Origin of the sequence: Archangium violaceum, from assembly GCF_016859125.1 — a bacterium.
Lineage (GTDB): Bacteria > Myxococcota > Myxococcia > Myxococcales > Myxococcaceae > Archangium > Archangium violaceum_A.
The window spans coordinates 11,350,800-11,372,811 of sequence record NZ_CP069338.1; the positions used below are offsets into that span (position 1 = coordinate 11,350,800).

The window sequence follows — 22,012 nt, forward strand, 5'->3', positions numbered from 1 at the left end:
TCACGGCTGCGCGGGCGCCACGTACACGCCGGGGTTCCCGCCCTTCAGCACGTACACGGCCAGCGAGTCGTTCGGACCCGCGAAGTACGCCGGCAGCTGCGCGCCCTGGTCGAGCGTCTTTCGCGCCTGCGTCTTCACGTCGTAGATGGCGACGTCGAAGGTGTCCGAGTCCATCCGCGCCGACGTGGCGAGGATCCGGTTGCCGTCCTCGGACACCTTGTAGCTGTAGATGCCCTGCAGCCACGTCTGCGGCTCGGCCTTCTCGGCGCGAGGCAGCGGCAGCGCCTTGAAGTCACAGGCACGGCCCTCGCGGATGCAGCTCGAGCGGAAGACGAGCGCCGTGTTCCCCGGGGTGAAGCCGTAGCCGAAGACACCCGGCTGGGCCTTCTCCGCCTTCTCCGCGCCCACCTGGTACAGCATCAGGTCCACCGAGTAGATGGGCTTGAGGAAGCGCGAGAGGAAGGCCACGTACTTGCCGTCGCTGCCCCATATGAAGTTGGGCACGCGGCTGCCCACCAGCTTCGGCTCGCCGTCCGGCAGCGCCACCACGCCCATCAGCCCCGCGCCCGCCGACTGGTCGTACTTCGCCAGGAAGCCCAGCGCCCGCGAGTCCGGCGAGAAGGCCAGCTCCTTCACGCGCTCGCCCACCTTGCGCCCCGGCTCGCCCGAGGCCGGGCCCACGTACAGGTCGCCCGTCACCTCCGGCTTGCTCCCATCGTTGCGCGCCAGCCACTTCGAGTCCGGCGAGAAGGCGAACGCCGTCGTGCCCGTGGCCACCTGGCGGCCCTTCAGCTCCGGCAGATCCGCCACGTACAGGTCATACGTGCCCTGCGCCGAGGTGCTGCGCACCTGGTAGGCCACGTGCTTGGAGTCCGGGGAGAACACGAAGTCGCCCACCTGGTCCGCCAGCTTCAGCGGCTCGCTCGGCTTGCCCTCCGGCACCTCCACCGGCACCGCCAGCAGCCCGCCGGCCGCCGCCAGGCGCCGCTTGAAGAAGAGCATCCTCCCGTCGGGGGAGAAGCCCGCCGTGGACACCTCGCCCGCCACCTGGCGGAAGGGCCCCGCCGGCAGCGGCCCCAGCTTCAGCACCCCGCCGTCCACGAAGGCCAGCTTCGAGCCGTCCGGGCTCGGCAGGAAGTACGACACCGCCGCCCCGAGCTTCTGGGGCTCCGCGGTGGGCTCGCGCAGCGCCAGCGCGTGCAACGCGCCGGACTGGTTCGCCACGTTGAACCCCGTGAGGTACAGCACGTGCTTCGAGTCCGGGGTGAAGAGCTGGCCACCGGGGTAGTTGGTCACCCCGTCGCCCAGCTTGCGCGGCACGCCGCCCGTCACCGGCACCACGTACAGCTCGCCCAGCCGCATCTGGGGCGGAATGCCCTCGACGATCGGCTTGTGCGTCTTGCGCAGGTACGTGGCGAACTGCCCATCCGCGGTGACGCGCAGGTCATCCGCCGGGCCCTCGGCCAGCATCGAGCCCACGCCCCCCACCGCGCCCGCCCGGGCGCGCCCCTGCCCTCCACCGCTCTTCTCGTCGCTGCGCTTGCACCCCACCAGCGCGAGCGCCATCAGCGCCCCCGCCACCACCATTCGTCGGCTCATGCAGTCCTCTGGAGCTCCCGTGCGGGAGGCACGCTCGGCAGCCACGCGGCCAGGTCCGCCCTGGCCCGCTCCGCGTACTTCACCCGCTTGTCCGCCTTCTTCACCCGCCCCGGCAGCGGCGGGAACAGCCCGAAGATGACGTTCGAGGGTTGGTAGTCGTAGTCCGGCGGGTGCGCCTCGCCCGTCACGTGGCGGTAGAGCGAGCCCAGGGCCGTGGTGGCCGGCGGCGGGACGAACTCACGCCCCGTCAGCCGCGCGTACACCGCCAGCGCCGTCAGGTAGCCACACGCCGCCGACTCCACGTACCCCTCCACGCCGGTGATCTGCCCCGCGAAGAACAGGCGCGGCTCCGCCTTGAGCGACAGATCCCTCCCCAGCAGCCGCGGCGAGTCGATGAAGGTGTTGCGGTGGATCTGCCCCATCCGCAGGAACTCGGCGTTGGCCAGGCCCGGCACGCACGTGGTGAAGATGCGCTTCTGCTCGCCCCACGTGAGGCGCGTCTGGAAGCCCACCATGTTCCACGCCGTCCCCGCCCGGTCCTCCATGCGCAGCTGCACCACCGCGTAGGGCTCCTCGCCCGTGCGCGGATCCTTCAGCCCCACCGGCTTCATCGGCCCATAGGCCAGCGTGTCGTCGCCTCGATCGGCCATCACCTCGATCGGCAGACACCCTTCGAAGTACCTGGGTTCCTCGAAGCTGTGCGGCTGCAGCTTCTGGCCCGCCTTCACCTCGGCGATGAACCGGTAGTACTCCTCCTTGTTCATCGGCAGGTTGATGTAGTCGTCGCCCCCTCCCTTGCCGTAGCGGCTCGCGCGGAAGGCGATCCCCATGTCGATGGAGTCCCCCGCCACGATGGGGGCGATGGAGTCGTAGAAGTAGAGCTTCTCCCCCACGTAGCGCTCGAGCTCCTTCGTCAGCGCCTCCGAGGTGAGCGGCCCGGTGGCCACCACCACCGTGCCCTCGGGCAACGTGTCCACCTCGCCCGTCACCACCTCCACGCCCGGGGCCCCGTGCACCGAGCGCGTCACCGCCGCCGAGAAGGCCTCCCGATCCACCGCCAGCGCGTCACCCGCCGGCACCCGGTGCGCGTCCGCGCTCCCGAGGATCACCGACGACAGCGCCCGCAGCTCCGCGTGCAGCAGGCCGATGGCGCTCTCCGGGTTGTCCGAGCGCAACGAGTTGGAGCACACCAGCTCCGCGAACTGATCCGTCTTGTGCGCCGGCGAGCGCCGGTGCGGCTTCATCTCCCTCAGCGTCACCGGTACCCCGCGCCGCGCCAGCTGCCAGGCACACTCGCTGCCCGCCAGTCCACCGCCAATCACCGTCACCCGCTGAAGCTTCACGTCCTCCATCACACTCTCCGCGAGCCCGCTCTCTGGGCCCATCCGGCAACAGTTAGCAGGACCACCCCGCCCTGTCCCACCCTTCCGCTCCTGGATGTCCACCCTCCGGTCGTCGGGCTCCTGCCTGTCCGCTCCCTCTCCGGCCCTGCGACACGTAGGATCTTCGGAAACAGTTTCCCTACCTGCTCGTGGCTCCTAGCTTTTGCCCGTTCATCGCACGGGAAATCCATCCGGGCGACGCAGTGCACCACAGATGAGGAGCGACGGGCCATGAGCCGAACCAACGACCTTCTGAAGATTCGCGATCTCCTCCAGCGCCGCCGCCGGGACATCCTCAGCGCGACCCTGGGGGCCCAGCGTGAGCTGACCGCGCTGAAGGATCAGGATCGCGACCCCGAGTACGAGGAGAACGCGCAGGCGGAGCTGGCGGACTACACGCTGTCCAGCCTGATGGAGGCGCAGCGGCGCGAGGTGATGATGATCGATGCCGCGCTGCGTCGAATGGACACGGGCGTGTTCGGGTCCTGCGTGGACTGCGGCTACGACATCCCCATCGAGCGGCTGGAGGCCCTGCCCTTCGCCATCCGGTGCGAGGAGGACGCGACGCGTCACGAGCTGGAGCTGCGCGGAGGCCCGCAGGCCACGCCGACGCTGTAGCGCCCGCCAGCGCGCGCGGCCTGGTGGGGCGCCGGGAGCCGGGACGCCCTACTGCGGCTTGCCCTCGTCCTGGAGGACCACGAACCGGTAGTTCTCCAGCTGGTTCTGGCCCGCGGTGTAGAGCACCGTGAGGAGCATGTCATAGGGGATGCTCTTGTCCGCGATGACGGAGAGCTCCCCGTTGAAGGGCGCCGCCGGGTTGCGCTCGGCGATGTACTTCAGCTTCTCCACTTCCTTCTTGAGCTGCGCATCCAGCGGCAGCACCAGCCGGTCCTGGAGCGCCTCGGGGGGGAACTGCCCGTTCCGCAGCCGCAGCACTTCCTTCTCCCCCACGAGGATGTTCTTGGGGGTGACGGTGACGGCCACGGTGTCCTTGGGCGTGGCGCGCGTGGAGGACACGGGGGGCCGCACGTCCTCGCTGGCCGTCAGCGAGGCCGACGACGAGGCGAAGGACTTCAGGAGGAACACCAGGAGGATGGTCATCATGTCCATCATCGCGGTGATGTTCAGCTCCTTGATTTCCCCTGCCGCCTCGCGCTCCTTGCGCTTCTTGCGCGCGAGCGCCTTGCGGAAGCGCATCCGCTGCAGCGCCTCGTCGTCCACTGGTGTCTGGAGGGTGCTCTCGCCCGTCTTCGACATCTAGATGGCTCCGAGGGTGACGTCCGGGAAGAGCAGGCGGTGCGGCCGCGCCTGCGTCTCGCGGATGGCGTCCATGGTCTGGATGAGCGCCTCGTAGGGGATTTCGGGGTCCGCGGCGACGATGACCTTCGTCTCCGAGGGGAAGGCCTTCTTGATCTCCACCATCTGCGCGTTGAGGGCGGCGTAGTCGTACGAGCCGTCCGCCTTGATGGGGATGGTGGGAGAGGGAGCGCCGTCCTTGCTGCCGAGGATGGCGTTCTCGCTGTTGACGAAGTGCCCCTTCTTGCTGATGAGCACGCTGAGCGTCAGCTGCGGCTTGTCCGAGTCTTGCTGCTGGGCCACCGTGGAGTTGGGCCCGCCGTAGCTCGGCGCGTTGACGTTGAGGATGCCGAAGGCCGCCAGCCCGTTGATGGACAGCAGCATGAAGAGGATGAGGTTCATGAGGATGTCGAGGTACGGGACGATGTTGAGCTCGCCCGTCTCCTCCTCCTCACGAGGCTTCAGCTTGCGCCGCGAGTAGTGGAACGCCATGGCCCCTCCCGACGCGTGGCCTAGGCGGCCCGGGCATCATCGATGGTCGTCTCGCCAGCGGCGCGGCGCGCCAGCAGGTTCTCCAGCTTGAGCGCGTTGAGCTCCATGGTCTCCACCATGCTCTTGGCGTACGAGGTGAGGAACAGGTGGAAGATGATGCACAGCACCGCGATGGAGAGCGCGAACGCGGTGTTGTTCATGGCCTTGGAGATACCGTCGGAGAGCAGGGCCTGCTTCTGCTCGGCGGGCACGTTGCCGAGCGCCTGGAACGTACCGATCAGACCGAAGATGGTGCCGACGAGTCCCACCAGCGTGGCGATGTTGGCCAGCGACCACAGCCAGGGGATGCGCGCGCCCACATGCGGGCTGTGCTCGACGAGCGCCTCCTCCACCGACTTGGCGACCTCGATCTCACCGCGGTTGGCGCGGGTGAGCCCGGCGCGGATGACCTTGGCCAGCGGCGAGTGGGGGGCGGCGGCGCACAGCTTCACGGCGCGGTCCACGTTGCCGGTCATCACCAGCTTGGTGATCTGCTCCATGAAGGGCGGGGCGTTGAGGTTGTAGCGGAACATCAACGTGACAATCCGCTCCAGGGCCACCGCGAGCGCCGCGGCCAGCCAGAACAGATTGACGAACATGAACGGGCCACCGTCCTTGAAGAACTTGATGACGGAATCCACGACGCCGAGCTTGGCCGGCGCGGCCTTCACGGCCTCCGCAGCCGCCGGGACCTGGGTCAACACCACGTCCAGCAGCTCGCTCACCATGGGAATCATCGCGAAGAGGGTCCTTTCGACGCCCGGGCCTGTCCTGGGAGCAGGCACTGAACTTCTAGAGGACCCTCCTCGGAGGTGTCAAGCCAGGGGCGGGCCATGCCCCTGAAATCCTTGAACTTTCAGCGCTTCAAGCAGCCGAGGAGGCGTTGGGGCCGTTGGCGGCGGGAGCGGAGGTGGCGGCGGCCACCTCCGGCTCGACGATCTGACGCCGGTAGTCGCACTCCTTGTTGGGGCAGGCGATGAACGGACCGTCCCGCTTGGAGTACTTCTGCACCAGGTAGGGAGACTGGCAGCTGGGGCACGCCTCCGGCAGCGGCCGATCCCAGGCGGCGAACTTGCAGTCCGGGTAGCGGTTGCAGCCGAAGAAGACCTTCCCGAAGCGGCTGCGGCGCTCGGTGAGGTAGCCCTGCTTGCAGTCCGGACACGTCACGCCGATGGAGATGGGCTTGGACGTCTTGCACTCGGGGTAGCCCGAGCACGCGAGGAACTTTCCGAAGCGGCCCCGCTTGACCACCATGGGCTTGGAGCAGTTCTCGCACTTCTCGTCGGTCGTCTCCTCCTCGATGATGACGATCTTCCCCTCGGCGTCGCGCTTGAAGTCCTTGGTGTTCTTGCACTCGGGGTAGTTCGAGCACGCGAGGAAGTGGCCCATCTTCCCCCACTTGATCACCATGACGTTGCCGCACTTCTCGCACGCCACGTCGGTCTTGATCTCCTCGCGCTTGACGTCGCGCATCTCCGCTTCGGCCTTCTCGAGCGTCTCCTTGAAGGGCCCGTAGAAGTCCTTGAGGACGGCCTTCCAGTTGGCCTCGCCCTCGGAGATCTGATCCAGCTTCTCCTCCATGCCGGCGGTGAAGGCGACGTCCAGCTCGTGGGGGAAGTGCTTGACGAGCAGCTCGTTGCAGATGACGCCCAGGTCCGTGGGCCGGAAGCGGCCCTCCACCTTCTCCACGTACTTCTTGTCCTGGATGGTGGAGAGGATGGCGGCGTAGGTGGACGGACGGCCGATGCCCCGCTCCTCGAGCTCCTTGACGAGGGTGGCTTCCGAGAAGCGCGGAGGCGGCTGGGTGAAGTGCTGCTCGTCGAGCAGCTTCTGCAGGGAGAGCGCGTCCCCGTCGTTGAGCACGGGCAGCTCGCCCACGCCGTCCTCGTCGGTGTCCTCGCCGGCGGCGCGCGCCTTCTCCTGGGCGGCCTCCTCCTCGGGGGTGAGGCTGGCGCCGTAGATGGCCAGGTAACCGGGGAACTTCAGCGTGGAGCCCGAGGCCCGGAAGGTGGCCCGGCCCGCGGTGATCTCCGCGCTCGTCTGGTCATACACGGCCGGCTTCGTCTGGCACGCCACGAAGCGGTTCCAGATGAGCTCGTAGAGCCGGAACATGTCCGCGGCCATGTCGTCGTTCATCGAGTCGAAGTACTGCTTCACCTTGGAGGGCGGGTACTCGAGCGAGGTGGGACGGATGGCCTCGTGCGCGTCCTGGGCGCCCTTCTTGGTGCGGTACACCACCGGGGCCTCCGGCAGGTAGTCCGCGCCGTAGGTCTGGCCGATGAACTCGCGCACCGCCGCCACCGCCTGATCCGACAGACGGGTGGAGTCCGTGCGCATGTACGTGATGAGCGCCGTCTGGCCCTCCTCACCGAGCGGCACGCCCTCGTAGAGGCGCTGGGCGAGCGCCATGGTCTTCTTGGCGGTGAAGTGGAGCCGGTTGGCGGCCTCCTGCTGCAGCTTGGAGGTGATGAAGGGAGCCGGCGCGTTGCGGCGCCGCTCGCGCTTGTCCACCTTGGACACCACGAACGGGGAGCCCTTCAGCTCCTCCACCAGCCCCTGGGTGGTCTCCCGGTCCTTCAGGTCCACCTTCTTGCCGTCCACCTTGGACAGCTTGGCCTTGAAGGGCGGAGGCCCGGCGGGACCCTCGAGGAGGGCGTCCAACGTCCAGTACTCCTGGGGGACGAAGGCCTTGATCTCGTCCTCGCGCTCGCAGATGAGGCGCACGGCCACGGACTGCACGCGGCCCGCGGACAGGCCCCGGCGCACCTTCTTCCAGAGCAGCGGGGAGATCTGATAGCCCACCAGCCGGTCCAGGATGCGGCGCGTCTGCTGGGAGTCGTAGTTCTCCTGGCTGAGCTGGCGCGGCTGCGCGATGGCCTCCTGGATGGCCGACTTGGTGATCTCGTTGAACATCACCCGGTAGGCGTTCTGGTGGCCCAGCTGCTGGTTGATGTGCCAGGCGATGGCCTCACCCTCGCGATCGGGGTCCGTCGCCAGGAAGACCTTGTCCACGCCCTGGGCGGCCTTCTTCAGCTCGCTGAGCACCTTCTCCTTGCCCTTGATGACCTCGTACTGGGGCTCGAAGTCGTGCTCGAGGTCCACGCCCATCTTGCTCTTGGGCAGATCCAGGATGTGGCCCACCGAGGCCTTCACCGTGTAGCCGGAGCCCAGGTACTTCTTGATGGTCTTCGCCTTGGCGGGCGACTCGACCACCACGAGGTAGTGCGGCCCCTTGCCCCGCTTGGGGGAGTCGGTGGCCTCGCCGTCCTCGGCGGAGGCCTCCACGGTGGCCAGGGCCCCATCACCCACCTTGCGGCGCGAGGAGGCCTTCTTGGCGGCCGTCTTCTTCTTGGCGGCGGTCTTCTTGCGCGCCGCCGGCTTCTTGGCTGCCTTCTTGGGGGTCGCGGTCTCCTCGCCCTCCATCTCGCCCGCCGTTGCCGTCTTTTTCGTGCGCGTCGCCATGATTTTCCTCAAACCTTCTCGAACAACCTTCCAGGATGCTGGATGACGAGCCCCGACAGCTCGAGCTCCACCAGGGCGCTGGAGAGCGCCGCGGGCGAGAGCTGGCTACCGGCCAGCACCTCATCGAATGACCTGGGAACCCTGTCCAACACCTGATAGGCCCCCCTCGCTTCCACCGAGAGCTCATCCCACGACGAACCCTCTGCTGGCGGGACCGACCGCTCGGGGTGGAACCCCACGGCCCGCCAGACTTCATGAACGGAGAGACAGGCCCGCGCGTGTCCATCACGGATGAGCGCGTTGCAGCCGGCCGCCCCCTCGTTCATCACATCACCGGGCAGGGCCAATACCGGCCGTCCCTGCGCTCGTCCCGCCTCCGCCGTGTAGAGGCTGCCAGAAGCGGCCCCCGCGCGGAGGATCAACACCGCATCCGACGCACCAGCGATGAGCCGGTTGCGCCGGGGAAAGGTCGTCGTGCTCGCCCGGACGCCGGGCGGTAGCTCACTGAAGAACACTCCGCCCCGGGCCAGGAAGTGCGGCAGCAGCTTCGCCTGGGCGGGATCCAACTCGTCCAGCGCCGAGCCCAGGAAGGCCCACGTCTCCCCGCCCGCGTCCAACGCCCCCCAGTGGCAGGCGCGATCCACCCCGGCGGCGGCTCCGGACACCACCCCCACCCCGCCCTCGGCCACCTGCCGGGCGAAGCGTCTCGCGAAGGGAAGGAAGCCTTGCTCCGGGTGCCGGCTGCCCACCATGGCCACCCGGCGGCGCGGCGGCCCCACCTGCCCCCGGTAGAACAGGAGCGGGGGCGCGTCCTCCGTGTCGGCCAGACGGGCCGGATAGGCCGGCTCTCCCTGGAAGGCCACGCCCATGGACACGGCCGCGCAGCGCTCCATCACCCGATCCGCCAGGGGTCCCAGCTCGGCAACCTCCGCCAGACGCCGGCGCACTGGCGTGGGCAGTGGCGCCTCCATCAGCCAGTCCTTCACCGGGCAGGCGGCCAGGCGGGCGAGCGCCCCCCCGGCGAAAGCACGCAGGTTCCCCAGGGTCCTCGGTCCCAACCCGGGGACTGTCCAGAGTGCCAGGAGCGTCCGCTGCTCCGCCGTGTGCGTGTCCGTCGTGATCTCCACCATACCCGACCCCCTCCTGGGCCCACCTATATAGAAGATGGGTCCGACGGCGAGGGGGCGGGACACATAAACACCCGCCCGGCGGTGGTCAAGCGGCACGTCCCCTGCAGTAGGGGGCAGCCGAGCCGATCCAAGGGGTTACGTGCCCCCTCCAGGGAGGCATCCGTCGAGAGGCCCGGGGGCTCAGCGCTGGGCGGTGGGCGCGGAATCGACCCGCATCACCACGGAATCTCCAGGCGCCACCTCCTGGATGGAGTGCGTGATGACGCAGTTGGAGGTGCGCTCCTTCACCTCGGTCACGAGGCACAGGGCGATGTTCTCCGAGGGCAGCGACGCCTTGTCGTTCTTCCTGCCGCGCGGCTCCAGCTGGAGCACGTCCTGACGGGCGGGGTCGCCCTGGCGGGTGACGGTGAAGGTGTTGCCCACCTGGACGCCATCGCCACTGCCCCTGTCGATCACCAGGAAGTGGTGCTCGGCGGTGAGGGTCAGGTACGGCACGAGCGCGGTGACGACGTAGCCCTTGAGCTCCTTCTCGTTACGCCGGGGGACCACCTGCTCCACCATCTTCTCGCCGTACGGGCCCACCAGATCCCCGCGCGAGATGGCATCCCACGTGTCCGCGACCTGTGCCTTGACGTAGTTGTCGCCGAGCGCCACCACGCGCAGGGTGCCGACGAACTCGGTGAGGTAACCCACCTGCTTGCCCGTCACCGGGTGCCTCACGTCCTGCACGGTGTGGAACACCACGTACTTGTCCCCGAGCTTCGCGTCCGCCTTGCGCTTGAAGCGCACGTAGGCGACGTCCGGGAAGGACAGCATCTCCGCCCCGTTGGAGGCCCCCTCGATGCGGCCCGCCTCGTCCAGCTCGCGCGCGGTGACGAAGCCCTGCGTCGTCACCGTGCGCGACGCCTTGGGCTCGTAGGCGAGCTTTCCACTCACCTGCACCATCTCCTCGCCGCTGGCGGGATCCATCTCGGTGGATTCGGCGATCTCCCCGGCCTCGGCCACCATCTCCGTGGGCGCCGGACCGATACCCGCCTCCACGCGAGAGGGCACTTCCTCGCCCGCGGGGAAGAAGCGCACCGGGTTGCCCGGGTAGATCCAGTGCGGGTTGGCGATCTCCGGGTTGTAGGACCAGACCTTGGGCCAATACCAGGGGCTGCCCAGGTAGCGCTGAGAGAGATCCCACAGCGTGTCGCCCCTCTCCACGGTGTGGATCTCCCCGGGAGCGGACTCACGGCCCCCCTGGCCCGGAGGAATGGCGACCTGGCCGGGACGCGGCCGGGCAGACTGCTCGTCGACGACCTCGGACCCTTCGGTCTCGTCGCCAGCCTCGGGTTCCTGATCGTCCACGTCCTGCGCCCACACAGCGGGTGGCGCGAGCACGGTGGCGAGGAGGAGCGAGGAGAGGATCCGCGAGCGCATCGGACGACTTCCTTTCGGACTGCTAGTGCGAGAGGGACGCGAGCCGCTGCTCCGCCTGGTTGGCGGCGGCCGTCCCCGGGAACTGGGTGAGGATGCGGGTGTAGAGCGCCCGCGCGTCTTCTTTTTGATCGAGCCGCAGCCGGCACTCGGCCAGCCGCAGCATTCCATCCAGCACGGCGTCGCCGGCCGGATAGGTCGCGATGAGGCGCTCGAAGCTCTTCGCCGCGGTGGCGTAGTCCTTCAGCCCCATCTGCCCGAGCCCTCCGAAGTAGAGCGCGTTGTCGGCCCGGGGGTGGCGGGGATTCTCCTGCGCGAAGCCCAGCAGGCGCTCCACCCCGCCCTCCACGTTGCCGGTGCGCAGCGCCGCCACCGCCTGATCGAACAGGGCGTCCAGCACGATGCTGTCCACCTGCTCCTTCGGCTCGTCCGCGGGAGCACTGTCGCTCTCGGCGGCGGGGCTGATGAACATCTCCATGTCATCGGGCGAGGGCTCGACGACGGCCACCCGGGTGGGCAGCGGAGGCGCGGGCTCGTTGCGCGGCTTGAGCTTCACCACCGTCAGCTCGGGCGTGGTGAAGGCGGGCTCGGGAGCGGCGGCGGGAGGGGTGGACGCGCCCGGGGCCGGAGCCGCGGCGGTGGCGTTGCGGGCCTGGGCCACGCTGGCGTGCAGCTCCATGCGCTCGAGACGCTTCTCCAGGCGCGCCTGGGTCTCGCGCATGGCGCGCACCTCCGCCCTCAGCTCCTCCAGTTCCGACGTACGAGCGGAACCAGCGGTGGCGCAGGCGGTCAGCGCGCACAGGGGCGCGATGGAAAGCAGTCGGCGAATGATGCGGTGCTCCGGCACGGCGTTCGGGGGTCCGTGCGGAAGGATAGGAAGGGCGGTCGGAGACCGTCAAGAAATCGGCCCGGACGCCGATCAGAACCGGTGTATCACGAAATTGAGGTGACGGCCCGTGAGCCCCGCGTCACGCCGGTGTGAGAAGAATCGGCTCGCATCACAGGCAGTGCAGTGCGGGAGCACCTCCACGTGGGCCACCTTCAGACCCGCTCCCAGCAACGTCCCGCGCACCGCCCGTGCGAGATCCAGCCGCACGTCCCCTCGCTCGCGAACCACCACCTCCGATCCGAAGCGAGAGGAGAAGCGCTCGCCCAGTTCCTCGGAGACGACGTAGCAACAGCGCTGGATGGAGGGCCCCACCGCCGCCAGCAACCGCTCGGGCCTGGAGCCCCTGGCCACCAGGGCCTCCACCGCCCGCGCCACGATGCGCGCGTCCGTGCCCCGCCACCCCGAGTGCACCGCCGCCACCCGCCGCCCCTCGGGGTCCACCAGCAGCACCGGCACGCAGTCCGCCGTCCCCACCGCCACCCAATGCTCCGGCCGCGCCGTCCACAGCGCGTCCGCCTCTCCCTCTGGCGCCCGGAGCGCGCCCATCCCCTCCCCCGCGTCCGCCTCCACCACGCGATCTCCGTGCACCTGCTTCACCGTGTGCAGCGCGTCCAACGCCGCGCCCGCCGCCACCGCCAGCCTCCGATGGTTCTCCTCCACCCGCTCCCGGAGGTCACCCACCGCGAAGCCCAGGTTGAGCGAGGCATAGGCCCCCTCGGACACACCACCGGCCCGCGTGGCGAAACCGTGCGGCACGGGGAGGAGCGAGGAGATGACGAAGGACGAGGACGGATCGGTCATGAGCAGGAGTGGATCGGAGCACACCACGCGGCGCGTCACGCAACATCAACGTCCCGGCACCGAATAATTTCCAACGAAGTCCGTTTGACAGTCCGCGTCAGCCGATCCGACAATCCAAGAACCGTACACCTACAGGGGAATGAAGGCACCGGGCCGAAGCCCCTGCCCTCGCGCACATGGCATTCGGTGTCGACACCGTAGGCAGGAAGCTCCTGTGGAGCATCGCACTGCCCGGGCTGATCGCGGCCCTGCTGGGAGTGGGCTACTTCTGGCGTGAGGCACAACTGGCGGCGCGGGACGCCACGCACGACGAGGCGATGGAGCTCGCGGAGTTCGTCGGCACCACCTTCCGGCTGCCAACGCCCGAGGGCCTGCCTCCCCACACCCCCGTCGCCGAGCTGCTGCGCTCGGAGTCCCGGCTGCTTCACGCCACGGCGGAGCTGAACGTGCTGTCGCCCGACGGCCGCATCCGCTGGTCCGTCAGGGCCGGGGAAGCGGGCACGCGGCACCCCGACGCGGCTCGCCTGACGACCCCCGGTCCCCAATGGGCCCGCTCGGATACCCATGAGACGGAGGTGCTCCGCCCGCTCGGCGAGAAGGCCTGCGAGGGCTGTCACCCGGGCGCCCACGAGCGTCCCGTGGGCCTGCTGCACCTGCGCGTGAGGGAGCCGGAGGTCCACCGGGAGCTCACCGATGCCCTCGGCGGCGCGCTGGTGGCGGTGCTCGTGCTGGGCAGCATGCTGATCGTCGCCACCGGGATGTCGCTGCACTTCTTCCTCGCCAGACCCCTGCACCGGTTGACGGCCGCCATGCGACGCGCCGAGGAGGGTGACTTCCTGGTGCGCGCGGAGGTGCGGGGCACGGATGAGCTCTCCCGGCTCGCCGCGGCCTTCAACGCCATGCTGGCGCGCCTCACCTCCATGAAGGCCGAGGAGATCGACACCCACCGCGATCTCCAGGTGACGAAGTGGAAGCTGTCCCTCAAGGAGGAGCTGGAAGAGCGCATCGCTGAACTGGCCCTGCTCTTCGACGTGGCGAAATCGGTCAACTCCACCATCGAGCTGTCCGAGCTGCTCTCGCGCATCTCCCAGCTGGTGCCCGAGCGGCTCCACATCCCGCACTTCTCCATCATGCTCGTCAACGCGGACGGGCTGCTGGAGATCAAGAGCACCTTCCCGGAGAACGCGGAGCTGGACGGGATGACGTTCCGGCTCGGAGAGGGCGCGTGTGGCCGCGCGGCGGAGACCCAGCGCGTGGTGTACGTGCCGGACATCAACGATCCCTCGAGCATCTTCGCCCGGCGCGGGCTGATGTCGGGGCATGCCACCGGAGCGCTGCTGTGCATCCCCATGGTGCACACGGACTCGGTGCTGGGGGTGCTCAACTTCCAACGCCCGGAGGTGGCCAGCTTCGCGCCCGAGGAGCTGGAGCTGCTCACCGCGGTGGCCGACCAGGCCGCCACGGCGGTGAAGAACGCCATGCTCCACGCCGAGGCGGTACGGCTCACCATGACGGACCCGCTCACCGGGGTGCCCAACCGCCGCCACCTCTTCTCGCGGCTGGAGCTGGAGGTGGCGCGCTCGCAGCGCTTCGGCACGCCCCTGTCCATCCTCATGGTGGACATCGACCACTTCAAGCGGCTCAACGACGCCGCGGGCCACCGCGCCGGTGACGAGTCGCTGCGCAAGGTGTGCGACGTGCTGCGCGCCCGCGTGCGCAAGGTGGACACGCTCGCGCGCTACGGCGGCGAGGAGTTCATGCTGGTGCTGTCGAACGTGTCCAGGGAGGCCGCCTACGAGGTGGCCGAGAAGCTGCGGCGCGCCGTGGTGGAGGCCCCCCAGCTGGCCGCCCCCACCCAGCCCACCGGCCACATCACCGTCTCCATCGGCGTGGCCACCTTCCCCGACGACGCCACCACCCAGGACACCCTGGTGGACTGCGCCGACGCCGCCCTCTACGCGAGCAAGCGCGGCGGGCGCAATCTCGTCACCGCCTACTCGCCCGGCATGGAGCTGCACCCGGGCCGCGAGCGCGGGCTCTCCCGCCCCAACGATCCCGCCTCGCCCAGCGTGGCCAAGGCCTGAAAAAGGCCCGTGCCACGGGAATGGCACGGGCCTGACTACCCTCACCCCGACCCTCTCCCAGGGGGAGAGGGAGTCATGGGAGGAGAAGGGCTCGCAGGAAGCGTCCGCTGCCCGGCACCTCCACGCGCAGCAGCAGCGTGCTGCCCGAGGGCGCCTTGCGGATGATCCTCGCCAGTTCTTCCGCGCTCCGCACCGGCTTGTGATCCGCCTCCACCACCACCATGCCCGGCTTCAGATCCGCACGCTCCGCCGGAGAGCCCGGCAACACGTCCGTCACCAATGCCCCCTGGGCCGACTTCAGCCCCGCGCGCGAGACCATTCGCGGATCCAGGTTGCTCAGCGACACCCCCACGCGAGCCTGCGAGGACTCCTCGGAGTCGTCACCGCCACGATTCGGGCGCACGCTCAGGCCCTCCAGGTCCGGCCGCGTCCCGAGTTGCACCTTCAGCGACTGCTTCTTGCCGTCGCGGAACACGTCCACCGTGGAGGTGCTGCCCGGCGCCTTCAGCGCCACCGTACGGGTGAGCTGGCCACCCGAGCCCACCGCCTGCCCATCAATGGCCACGATGACGTCATCCGGCCTCATGCCGGCCTTGCTCGCCGGAGAATTGTCGTTCACCGAGGACACGATCGCGCCCTCGGAGACGGGCAACTGCATCGCCTTGGCCAGGTCCCGCGTCAGGTCCTGGATGCCAATGCCCAGCCACGCGCGGGTCACCGCGCCGTCCTTCTCCAGTTGCGGCAGGAGCGCCTTCACCAGGTTGCTCGGCACCGCGAAGCCGATGCCCGTGCCCCCACCCACGATGGCGGTGTTGATGCCAATCACCTCGCCCTTCATGTTGAAGAGCGGGCCACCCGAGTTGCCCGGGTTGATGGCGGCATCCGTCTGGAGGAAGTCGTCATACGGGCCGGAGTGGATGTTGCGGGCACGCGCGGAGATGATGCCGCTGCTCACGCTGGAGGCCAGCCCGAACGGGTTGCCAATGGCCACCGCCCAGTCCCCTACCCTCAGGGCGTCCGAATCTCCCAGCTTCACCGTGGGCAGGTTGCCCACCTTGCCCTTGAGCCGGATGAGCGCCACGTCGGTGAGCGGATCCCTCCCGACGATCTCCGCGTCGAAGCTCCGTCCGTCGTCCAGGCGGACGACGATGGACACCGCCCCCTCCACGACGTGGTTGTTGGTCAGCACCAGGCCCTTGGGGTCGATGATGAAGCCCGAGCCCGTGCCCTGACGGATGGGCTCGCGCCGTTGCCCTCCCCGGTATCCGCCCTCGCCTCCGAAGAAGCGGTCGAAGAAGGGATTCACCCAACCCCCGGACATGGAAGCCTTGGACTGCACGTCCACGTTGACGACGGCGCCCTTCACCGACTCGACCAGTGGGGCGAGTGAAGGCAGCGCCTGCGATTCCCGGGTGACGGGCTGCTGGGGATTCGCGGACGGAGCCGCGGACTGGGCGCCGGCCAGCACCGGCAGCGCAACGAAAAGGGCGCCAGCGAGGGCGCTCCGCTGAGGGGTCAGTCGCTTGATCATGGTCTTTCCCCAGATAAGACGGGAAGGCTTCAAGGCAAGGCACATCGGTCTTGCCCGCTCGACTGGGAAACAGTGCAGCGCCCCTTCTCTTCCCGAGAATGGAAGCAGGGGTCATCAGGCCGGGTGGTACACCCGGTAGTCGATCTCGGGGAAGATGTTGTTCTTGCCCTCGATGTGGGTCAGCCAGCCCTCGTCGATGCTCCCGTTGCGGATCTGATCGTGCAGCCGCAGGAAGCGCAGGATGTGCTCCTTCGTGCGGCGCACGGCGTAGTCCACCATCGTCCCCGTCTTCATGATGAAGGCCCAATCCGAGGACTGTGCCAACAGGAGCTCGCGCGCCGCCTGATTGAGCGCCCGCCGATGGAGCGTGGGAGCATCGGGGAAGTCCCGCACCAGGGAGACCATCTTGCGGGCGCAGTGGTGGAGGTGCCGGTAGATCCAGTCATTGGAGCCGTCCAGCCACATGTTGGCGTAGCCCCCCGCGCCCCAGGAGCTCAGGGGCGGCGTGGCCACCTGGTTCTCCGGGTGCTCGGTCAGGTCGTCAGAGGCCGTTACCAGCTGGAAGGTCTTCTGCTCGGAGGCCACCTTGCGGATGAGGGCCTCCAGGAACCAGGGGCCCTCGAACCACCAGTGGCCGTAGAGCTCGGCGTCGTAGGGCGCCACCACCACGGGCTTGCGGCCTCCCACCTTCCCCGAGAGCCACTCGAACTGCTTCTCGCGGTTGAAGAGGAAGTTGCCCGCGTGGGTGACGGCCCGCTCGCGCGCGACATCCGGATCGTAGGGCTGCTTGTCCTGGGTCATGCCCGTGATGCGGTAGTACTTGAAGCCCGTGTTCTTGCGATCCCCAGTGGGCTGGATGAAGGGCCGGATGTAGTCCAGGTCCAGGTCCCAGCCGATGTCCCGGTAGAACTCGCGGTAGACGGGGTCGCCGGGGTAGCCGTACTCGGAGCTCCACACCTGCTGGCTGCTCTCGGGGTCGCGGGCGTACGCGGCCACGCCCGCCTCCGTGTAGATGGGCGCGAACGGACCGTGCAGCGGCCGGGGCGAGGCATCCGTCAGCCCGTGGGTGTCCACGAAGAAGTAGCGGATGCGCTCGGCCGCGAGGAACTTCTCCACCCCGGGGTAGTAGCCACACTCGGCCAGCCAGATGCCCGGCGCGTCCCGGCCGAAGGTGAGCCGGTAGTGGTTGGCGGCCACGGAGATCTGCGCGCGCACCGCCTCGGGCGTCTGCTGCATCAGCGGCAGGAAGCCGTGCGTGGCGTTGCTGGTGATGATCTCCAGGTGCCCCGCGTCCTGGAGACGGCGGAAGGCCCCCACCAGGTCGTGCTTGTAGCGCTCACGGAAGGCGACACGCAGGGACTCGAAGTGGTCCCGGTAGAAGTGGGCCAACCGGCTGAAGACCGGGTCGTTCCGGGTGCGGTGCACCTCGCGCGCGCCCAGCTCACAGAGCTGATCCAGCTTGCGCGCGTAACGGCCCATGAGGAGCTCGTCGCGCAGCATGGTGACGAGCGGGGGCGTGAGCGTCATCGTCACCCGGAAGGGCACGCCCTCCTCCGCCAGCCGATCGAAGACGAGCAGCAGCGGGAGGTACGTCTCGGAGATGGCCTCGTAGAGCCAATCCTCCTCGAGGAAGTCCTCGTATTCGGGGTGACGGACGAACGGCAGGTGTGCGTGCAGGACGAGCACTAGCGAGCCGATGCTCATGTCATCTCCCCTAACGGCCTTGACCGGAAGAAGTGGGACGCGCCCAGGCCCATCGCTCGGAGGCTCCTGTCGGGCGTACACCGGCCCCATGCTCGGAAGCCCCCACCGGGCCATACGTCCACACCCACTGCTCGGACGAGCCGGCCGGACCCGCCGACCACGCCCACTGCTCCGAGGACCCCGCTGGACCCGCCGACCACACCCACTGCTCGGATGACCCGGCCGGACCCGCCGCCCACACCCACTGCTCCGAGGACCCCGCTGGACCCGCCGACCGCACCCACCGCCCGGACGCGCCAGCCGGACCCGCCGCCCACACCCACTGCTCGGACGACCCGGCCGGACCCGCCGACCGCATCCACTGTCCGGACGCGTCAGCCGAACCCGCCGACCATCCCCACTGCTCGGACGAGCCGGCTGGACCGGCGGACCGCATCCACTGCTCGGACGAGCCGGCTGGACCGGCGGACCGCATCCACTGCTCGGACGAGCCGGCCGGACCCGTCGGCCGCGCCCATTGCTCCGAGGACCCCTCGGCACGGCGGACGTGCAGGTAATCCTGCCCGGGCGCGCCCTCGGAGGGAGCACCCGGCCCGATACGCTCTCGCCGATTCTCGGGAATATCCTCGAAACCACCGCTGCCCGGCAGGGGCACGCGGCGCCAGGTGATGTACTCGCGCTCCTCGATGGGCGCGTTGCGGGTGGGCGCGGTCGCGGCCACCTTCTCCATGCTGGCGTCCTTCCTGGAGGCGACGATCGGCATGCGCAGGAACCGCACCGAGGTGTCCGAGGACGGGCCCGCCGGCGGCAGGAAGATCCGGTTGGAGGAGTGGCCGATGCGGCGCGAACGGCCGCCGTTGCCGACGAAGTGGGCCTCCACCCGGTAGGGACGGCCGGGCGCCAGGCCATGGATGTAGTAGCTGCGCGACTCGAGCGCCACGTCGAGCACCTTCACCAGGGTGTCCTGGTCGTCATAGACGCGCAGCACGGCACGCGGCGACTCCAGCCCGTCCAGGGCACGCTGCCGGGCCGCGGCGCTGAAATCCCAGAGCAGGAAGAGCGTATGCGGGTCGCGCGGCAACAGCAGGGCCGTGTCATCCCCATAGTCCAGGGGCAGTTCGCCGAGCTGCTCGTCATAGTCCGGCGAACCGAGCGTCTCACGGGGCCCGCGGCGCTGCGACTCTGTGAGGTGGTGGCGCCAGGCCTCCTGTTCGCCCGCCATGCGCGCCACGAAGAAGCCCTCCACCAGCGGCTCCGCGGCATGCTGGACCGTGTGGCCAGGCTCCGGGGGAGCGGAAGGCCCGGAGGGCTCGGACGTCTCCACCGGCATCGTGAGGGTGGGCTCCTCGTCGACCGAGAGCCGACCCTGCTTGGGCTTGGGCGGGAAGTTGACCACCTCCGCGGGCCGCGGCGGGTGGCGGACCGGGGTCTTCTCGTCGTCATCCCCGGGCAGGGGGCTCGCGGGAGCGGAGGGCTCCTTCGGAGGGCGCTCCTCGGGATTCTCCGTCCGCGAGGCCGCCGAGACGGCGACCGGGACCTTGCGCGCTCCGCGCTGGGCCTTCTTCTGGGCCTTCCCGTCCTTCACCGTCTCCGACGCCTGGATGCCCGCGAGCTTCGCGAGCCCGGGCACCCGCTTCACGAGAGCCGCGAGCAGGTCCTTCTTGGTCTTGAGCTTGCTATGCCCGCGCCCCAGATGCTTGCGCGCGAGCTCCCGCAGGTACTCCACCGTAACGCTCTTGAGGTCGGCCATAAGCGGTCCTCGGCTTAGGTCTTCAACGCTTGGGGGTCAACGAGCGATTTCACTTCTGTTCGTGGTCATACCTCGCGAGCCGTCAGGGGACGGTGACAAGCCGGGACCCGGCTTTGTATTCTTCCGCCCGCCTTGAGCGACCTGCCCAGACTCCTGCTGTGCAGCTTCGATGTGATCCCCGGCCCGTCTGGCTCGTCGCGTCGGCTGACGGAGTATTTGAAAGCCCTGCCCGACCGGTTCTCGGTGGTGGTGCTGTCCGTCAAGACGCCGGACCACTCGCACATCGAGAAATACGAGGGTGCGCGCCTGCTCCGCGTGCCGGTGGGCGCCGGGGACCTCGCCTCGCGCATCCAGGCCTTCGAGCGCGCCGTGCGCCGCCAGTTGGAGAGCGAGGACTACGCGCTCGTCCACTTCACCGACCCCTTCGGTGGCTACGCCCTGTGCGAGCTGAAGGGCGACTACGGCTACCGCCTCGTCTACGAGGCCCAGGGCTTTCCCTCCCAGGAGCTGCGCTACACCCACCCCCAGCTCGAGGGGGACCGGAAGTTCCTCTCCAAGGTCCGGCGCCAGGAGCTGTTCTGCCTGATGAACGCCGACCTGGTCGTCACCGGCTCCCCCACGACGAGCGCCTTCATCCAATCCCTGGGCGTGTCCGGGGAGTCGGTGCGCGTGGTGCGCGCGCCGGTGGACCTGGGGCCCTACACGCCCGAGACGCTCGGAACGCCCGATGGTTCCCCCATGCGGCTGATGTACCTGGGCAGCCAGGTGGCATGGCAGGGGCTGGCCGGCCTGCTCCGGGGGCTGGCACTGGCGGTGAAGCAGGTCGACGTCCGGCTCACGCTCGTGGGTGCGCGCCACCCGGACTGGCAGCCCCACCTGGAGGACCTCGTCGCCGAGTTGGAGCTCAAGCAGCACGTCGAGTTCCAGCCCCCCGTGGGGCATGACGACCTGGCCAAGGTGCTCACGCTCGCGGACGTGGGCGTGCTGCCGCTCGACGACGTGGACCGCAACCGCGTGCAGGGCGGCGCGCTCGCCAAGGTGTCCGAGTACCTCGCCGCGGGTCGTCCGGTGCTCGCCACCGACCTGCCCGTGGCCCGCGAGCGCATCCCCTCCTCGGCCGGCGTCTTCTACCCGCCCGGTGACGCGCAGGCGCTCGCGGAGCGCATCATCGAGCTGGCGCGGGACGTGCCCCGGCGCGTCGCGCTCGGAAAGCAGGCCCGAGCCCATGCGAACCAGTGGCTCGACGCCGGCCTCATCCGCGGTCAACTGCTGGACATCTATGATGGCCTGCTCGGAAAGAGGCCGGTGCCGACGGAGAGCGCCTCCGAGCGCGAGCTCAACCCGACGATGACGGGCACCCCCACCAACCGCATCCTTGGGCTCGAGGGCAATGTGAGCGCGGGCCCCCCGGAGCCCGAGGCCCCCACCTCCCTCGCGGAGCCGCCCGGGAGCGAGCCCGTCCCGGACACGGATCCGGGACACGGAGGACCCGTGAGCGAGGAGCCACCACTCATCGTGGGCCACGCGCTGCGGGAGGAGGGCCTCGACACCCGGCTCATCAAGACGGAGCCCGCGACCTCGCGGCCGGATGGGCCTCCCGTGGTGATGGGGCTGCCCCTGCGCGAGCCCTCGGCTCCGGACAACGCTCCGACCGAGCAGGAGGTGCGGCCGAGCGGACCTCCCGTGGTGATGGGACTGCCCCTGCGCGAGCCCCCCGCTTCACCGCCTCCCATTCCGCCCCGTGCGAGCATGAGCACCCGCGCGGTCCCCGAGAGCCGCCCGGCTCCGCCAGCTCCGGCCCCGGTACCCGAGCCCGCGGCGGCACGGCCTCCCGCGCTTCCTCCCATTCCGCCCCTTCCTCCCCGGCGCGAGGAGCGCCCCACACCGCGACCGCCGGAGCCTTCCGTGCTCCGTCCGTCCATCTCCATTCCCCCGCTGCCTCCTCGGTCCCGGCCCGCCAGCGGCTCCCGTCCCGCGGTGCCCCCGGTGCTCCCGCCCGTGGAGACTCCCGCCGCCCCTCCCCCGTTGGCGCGCGCGCCCGTCAAGGCCGATGAGCCCGAGGAGATCTCCGAGGCCGAGGCCCAGGAGGTTCAGGAGGTAGACGCCTCTCCGACACCCACCGATGTGCAACCCCTCGAGGATCTGGAGGAGATCAGCAGCGCGGAGATCCACGAGGCCGAAACGCCGGAGACGCCGCCCCGGGAGCCGCCCGAGTCACGGTTGAACCCATGGTTCGCCCAGCTGGCCCATGGCTACTGCCCACCCGAGGGGACGCAGTTCGCCCGCCACACGCCGCCCACCACCATGCCCGGCCGTGACGACGACCCCGTCTCGCCCCCTGCCCCCAAGGACCAGGGCGCCGCCCGCGGCAAGCCCTCGTAGTGTGAAATTGTCCGCAACGTGTGTAGCAACCGACCGAGCTTGGCACGGAAAC

16 protein-coding genes are annotated in these 22,012 nt (G+C 69.4%); 3 read left to right on the forward strand and 13 right to left on the reverse strand.

Going from position 1 to position 22,012, the window contains the following annotated elements:
• The gene (locus JQX13_RS48000; protein ID WP_203406074.1) at window positions 1-1,599 is read right to left on the reverse strand and encodes a gliding motility protein; all 1,599 of its coding nucleotides are present in this window, start codon (window positions 1,597-1,599) and stop codon (window positions 1-3) included.
• Window positions 1,596-2,951 (reverse strand): methylenetetrahydrofolate--tRNA-(uracil(54)-C(5))-methyltransferase (FADH(2)-oxidizing) TrmFO, encoded by a 1,356-nt coding sequence (gene trmFO, locus JQX13_RS48005; RefSeq protein WP_203406075.1) that lies wholly within the window; start codon window positions 2,949-2,951, stop codon window positions 1,596-1,598. The genes JQX13_RS48000 and trmFO overlap by 4 nt, the downstream gene beginning before the upstream one ends.
• A gap of 261 nt (window positions 2,952-3,212) precedes the next feature.
• Here trmFO and JQX13_RS48010 point away from each other — a divergent pair, with 261 nt between their 5' ends.
• Window positions 3,213-3,599: a TraR/DksA family transcriptional regulator gene (locus JQX13_RS48010; protein WP_203406076.1), complete on the forward strand. Its 387-nt coding sequence runs from the start codon at window positions 3,213-3,215 to the stop codon at window positions 3,597-3,599.
• Between the two features lie 48 nt (window positions 3,600-3,647).
• Here JQX13_RS48010 and JQX13_RS48015 read toward each other — a convergent pair whose 3' ends face one another.
• The 8 genes from JQX13_RS48015 to pgeF all read right to left on the reverse strand — a co-directional run bounded on the left by JQX13_RS48015 (window position 3,648) and on the right by pgeF (window position 12,509).
• On the reverse strand, window positions 3,648-4,238 hold the full coding sequence (locus JQX13_RS48015; protein ID WP_239014309.1) for an ExbD/TolR family protein: 591 nt from the start codon (window positions 4,236-4,238) through the stop codon (window positions 3,648-3,650).
• A complete protein-coding gene (locus JQX13_RS48020; RefSeq protein ID WP_203406077.1) occupies window positions 4,239-4,769 on the reverse strand; it encodes an ExbD/TolR family protein in 531 nt (176 codons plus the stop codon).
• 20 nt (window positions 4,770-4,789) lie between these two features.
• Window positions 4,790-5,545, reverse strand: a complete 756-nt coding sequence (locus JQX13_RS48025) for a MotA/TolQ/ExbB proton channel family protein (RefSeq protein ID WP_203406078.1) — start codon at window positions 5,543-5,545, stop codon at window positions 4,790-4,792.
• Between the two features lie 127 nt (window positions 5,546-5,672).
• Complete coding sequence (gene topA / locus JQX13_RS48030) at window positions 5,673-8,270, reverse strand: type I DNA topoisomerase (protein ID WP_203406079.1); 2,598 nt, start codon at window positions 8,268-8,270, stop codon at window positions 5,673-5,675.
• Window positions 8,271-8,278: 8 nt separating this feature from the next.
• Window positions 8,279-9,400 carry a DNA-processing protein DprA gene (locus tag JQX13_RS48035; RefSeq protein ID WP_203406080.1) on the reverse strand — a complete coding sequence of 374 codons (1,122 nt, stop codon included), beginning with the start codon at window positions 9,398-9,400 and terminating at the stop codon, window positions 8,279-8,281.
• A gap of 180 nt (window positions 9,401-9,580) precedes the next feature.
• Window positions 9,581-10,822 (reverse strand): LysM peptidoglycan-binding domain-containing protein, encoded by a 1,242-nt coding sequence (locus JQX13_RS48040; RefSeq protein WP_203406081.1) that lies wholly within the window; start codon window positions 10,820-10,822, stop codon window positions 9,581-9,583.
• A gap of 22 nt (window positions 10,823-10,844) precedes the next feature.
• Window positions 10,845-11,540: a tetratricopeptide repeat protein gene (locus tag JQX13_RS48045; protein WP_430384129.1), complete on the reverse strand. Its 696-nt coding sequence runs from the start codon at window positions 11,538-11,540 to the stop codon at window positions 10,845-10,847.
• Window positions 11,541-11,738: 198 nt separating this feature from the next.
• The gene (gene pgeF, locus JQX13_RS48050) at window positions 11,739-12,509 is read right to left on the reverse strand and encodes a peptidoglycan editing factor PgeF (protein WP_203412549.1); all 771 of its coding nucleotides are present in this window, start codon (window positions 12,507-12,509) and stop codon (window positions 11,739-11,741) included.
• A 176-nt stretch (window positions 12,510-12,685) separates the two neighbouring features.
• Here pgeF and JQX13_RS48055 point away from each other — a divergent pair, with 176 nt between their 5' ends.
• Window positions 12,686-14,593, forward strand: a complete 1,908-nt coding sequence (locus tag JQX13_RS48055; protein WP_203406088.1) for a GGDEF domain-containing protein — start codon at window positions 12,686-12,688, stop codon at window positions 14,591-14,593.
• Window positions 14,594-14,666: 73 nt separating this feature from the next.
• Here JQX13_RS48055 and JQX13_RS48060 read toward each other — a convergent pair whose 3' ends face one another.
• From JQX13_RS48060 to JQX13_RS48070, 3 genes are all read right to left on the reverse strand, one after another.
• Window positions 14,667-16,124, reverse strand: coding sequence for a trypsin-like peptidase domain-containing protein (locus JQX13_RS48060; protein ID WP_203406089.1), 1,458 nt, complete (start codon window positions 16,122-16,124; stop codon window positions 14,667-14,669).
• 114 nt (window positions 16,125-16,238) lie between these two features.
• Complete coding sequence (locus tag JQX13_RS48065) at window positions 16,239-17,828, reverse strand: glycoside hydrolase family 57 protein (RefSeq protein WP_203406091.1); 1,590 nt, start codon at window positions 17,826-17,828, stop codon at window positions 16,239-16,241.
• Between the two features lie 10 nt (window positions 17,829-17,838).
• Window positions 17,839-19,578 (reverse strand): DUF4912 domain-containing protein, encoded by a 1,740-nt coding sequence (locus JQX13_RS48070; RefSeq protein WP_203406093.1) that lies wholly within the window; start codon window positions 19,576-19,578, stop codon window positions 17,839-17,841.
• Between the two features lie 132 nt (window positions 19,579-19,710).
• Between JQX13_RS48070 and JQX13_RS48075 the strand changes: the two genes are divergently transcribed.
• Entirely contained in the window at window positions 19,711-21,960 is a 2,250-nt protein-coding gene (locus JQX13_RS48075) for a glycosyltransferase family 4 protein (protein ID WP_203406094.1), read from the forward strand.
• Window positions 21,961-22,012: the final 52 nt, after the last annotated feature.

What these genes read in the sequence shown, in the direction of transcription:
- JQX13_RS48040 (WP_203406081.1), bottom strand. Translation starts at nt 10,822, where the DNA reads ATGCGCTCGCGGATCCTCTCCTCGCTCCTCCTCGCCACCGTGCTCGCG.
- pgeF (WP_203412549.1), bottom strand. Translation starts at nt 12,509, where the DNA reads ATGACCGATCCGTCCTCGTCCTTCGTCATCTCCTCGCTCCTCCCCGTG.
- JQX13_RS48055 (WP_203406088.1), top strand. Translation starts at nt 12,686, where the DNA reads ATGGCATTCGGTGTCGACACCGTAGGCAGGAAGCTCCTGTGGAGCATC.
- JQX13_RS48010 (WP_203406076.1), top strand. Translation starts at nt 3,213, where the DNA reads ATGAGCCGAACCAACGACCTTCTGAAGATTCGCGATCTCCTCCAGCGC.
- JQX13_RS48045 (WP_430384129.1), bottom strand. Translation starts at nt 11,540, where the DNA reads ATGCGCGAGACCCAGGCGCGCCTGGAGAAGCGTCTCGAGCGCATGGAG.
- JQX13_RS48035 (WP_203406080.1), bottom strand. Translation starts at nt 9,400, where the DNA reads ATGGTGGAGATCACGACGGACACGCACACGGCGGAGCAGCGGACGCTC.
- JQX13_RS48060 (WP_203406089.1), bottom strand. Translation starts at nt 16,124, where the DNA reads ATGATCAAGCGACTGACCCCTCAGCGGAGCGCCCTCGCTGGCGCCCTT.
- JQX13_RS48025 (WP_203406078.1), bottom strand. Translation starts at nt 5,545, where the DNA reads ATGATTCCCATGGTGAGCGAGCTGCTGGACGTGGTGTTGACCCAGGTC.
- topA (WP_203406079.1), bottom strand. Translation starts at nt 8,270, where the DNA reads ATGGCGACGCGCACGAAAAAGACGGCAACGGCGGGCGAGATGGAGGGC.
- JQX13_RS48015 (WP_239014309.1), bottom strand. Translation starts at nt 4,238, where the DNA reads ATGTCGAAGACGGGCGAGAGCACCCTCCAGACACCAGTGGACGACGAG.
- JQX13_RS48070 (WP_203406093.1), bottom strand. Translation starts at nt 19,578, where the DNA reads ATGGCCGACCTCAAGAGCGTTACGGTGGAGTACCTGCGGGAGCTCGCG.
- JQX13_RS48000 (WP_203406074.1), bottom strand. Translation starts at nt 1,599, where the DNA reads ATGAGCCGACGAATGGTGGTGGCGGGGGCGCTGATGGCGCTCGCGCTG.
- JQX13_RS48020 (WP_203406077.1), bottom strand. Translation starts at nt 4,769, where the DNA reads ATGGCGTTCCACTACTCGCGGCGCAAGCTGAAGCCTCGTGAGGAGGAG.
- trmFO (WP_203406075.1), bottom strand. Translation starts at nt 2,951, where the DNA reads ATGGAGGACGTGAAGCTTCAGCGGGTGACGGTGATTGGCGGTGGACTG.
- JQX13_RS48065 (WP_203406091.1), bottom strand. Translation starts at nt 17,828, where the DNA reads ATGAGCATCGGCTCGCTAGTGCTCGTCCTGCACGCACACCTGCCGTTC.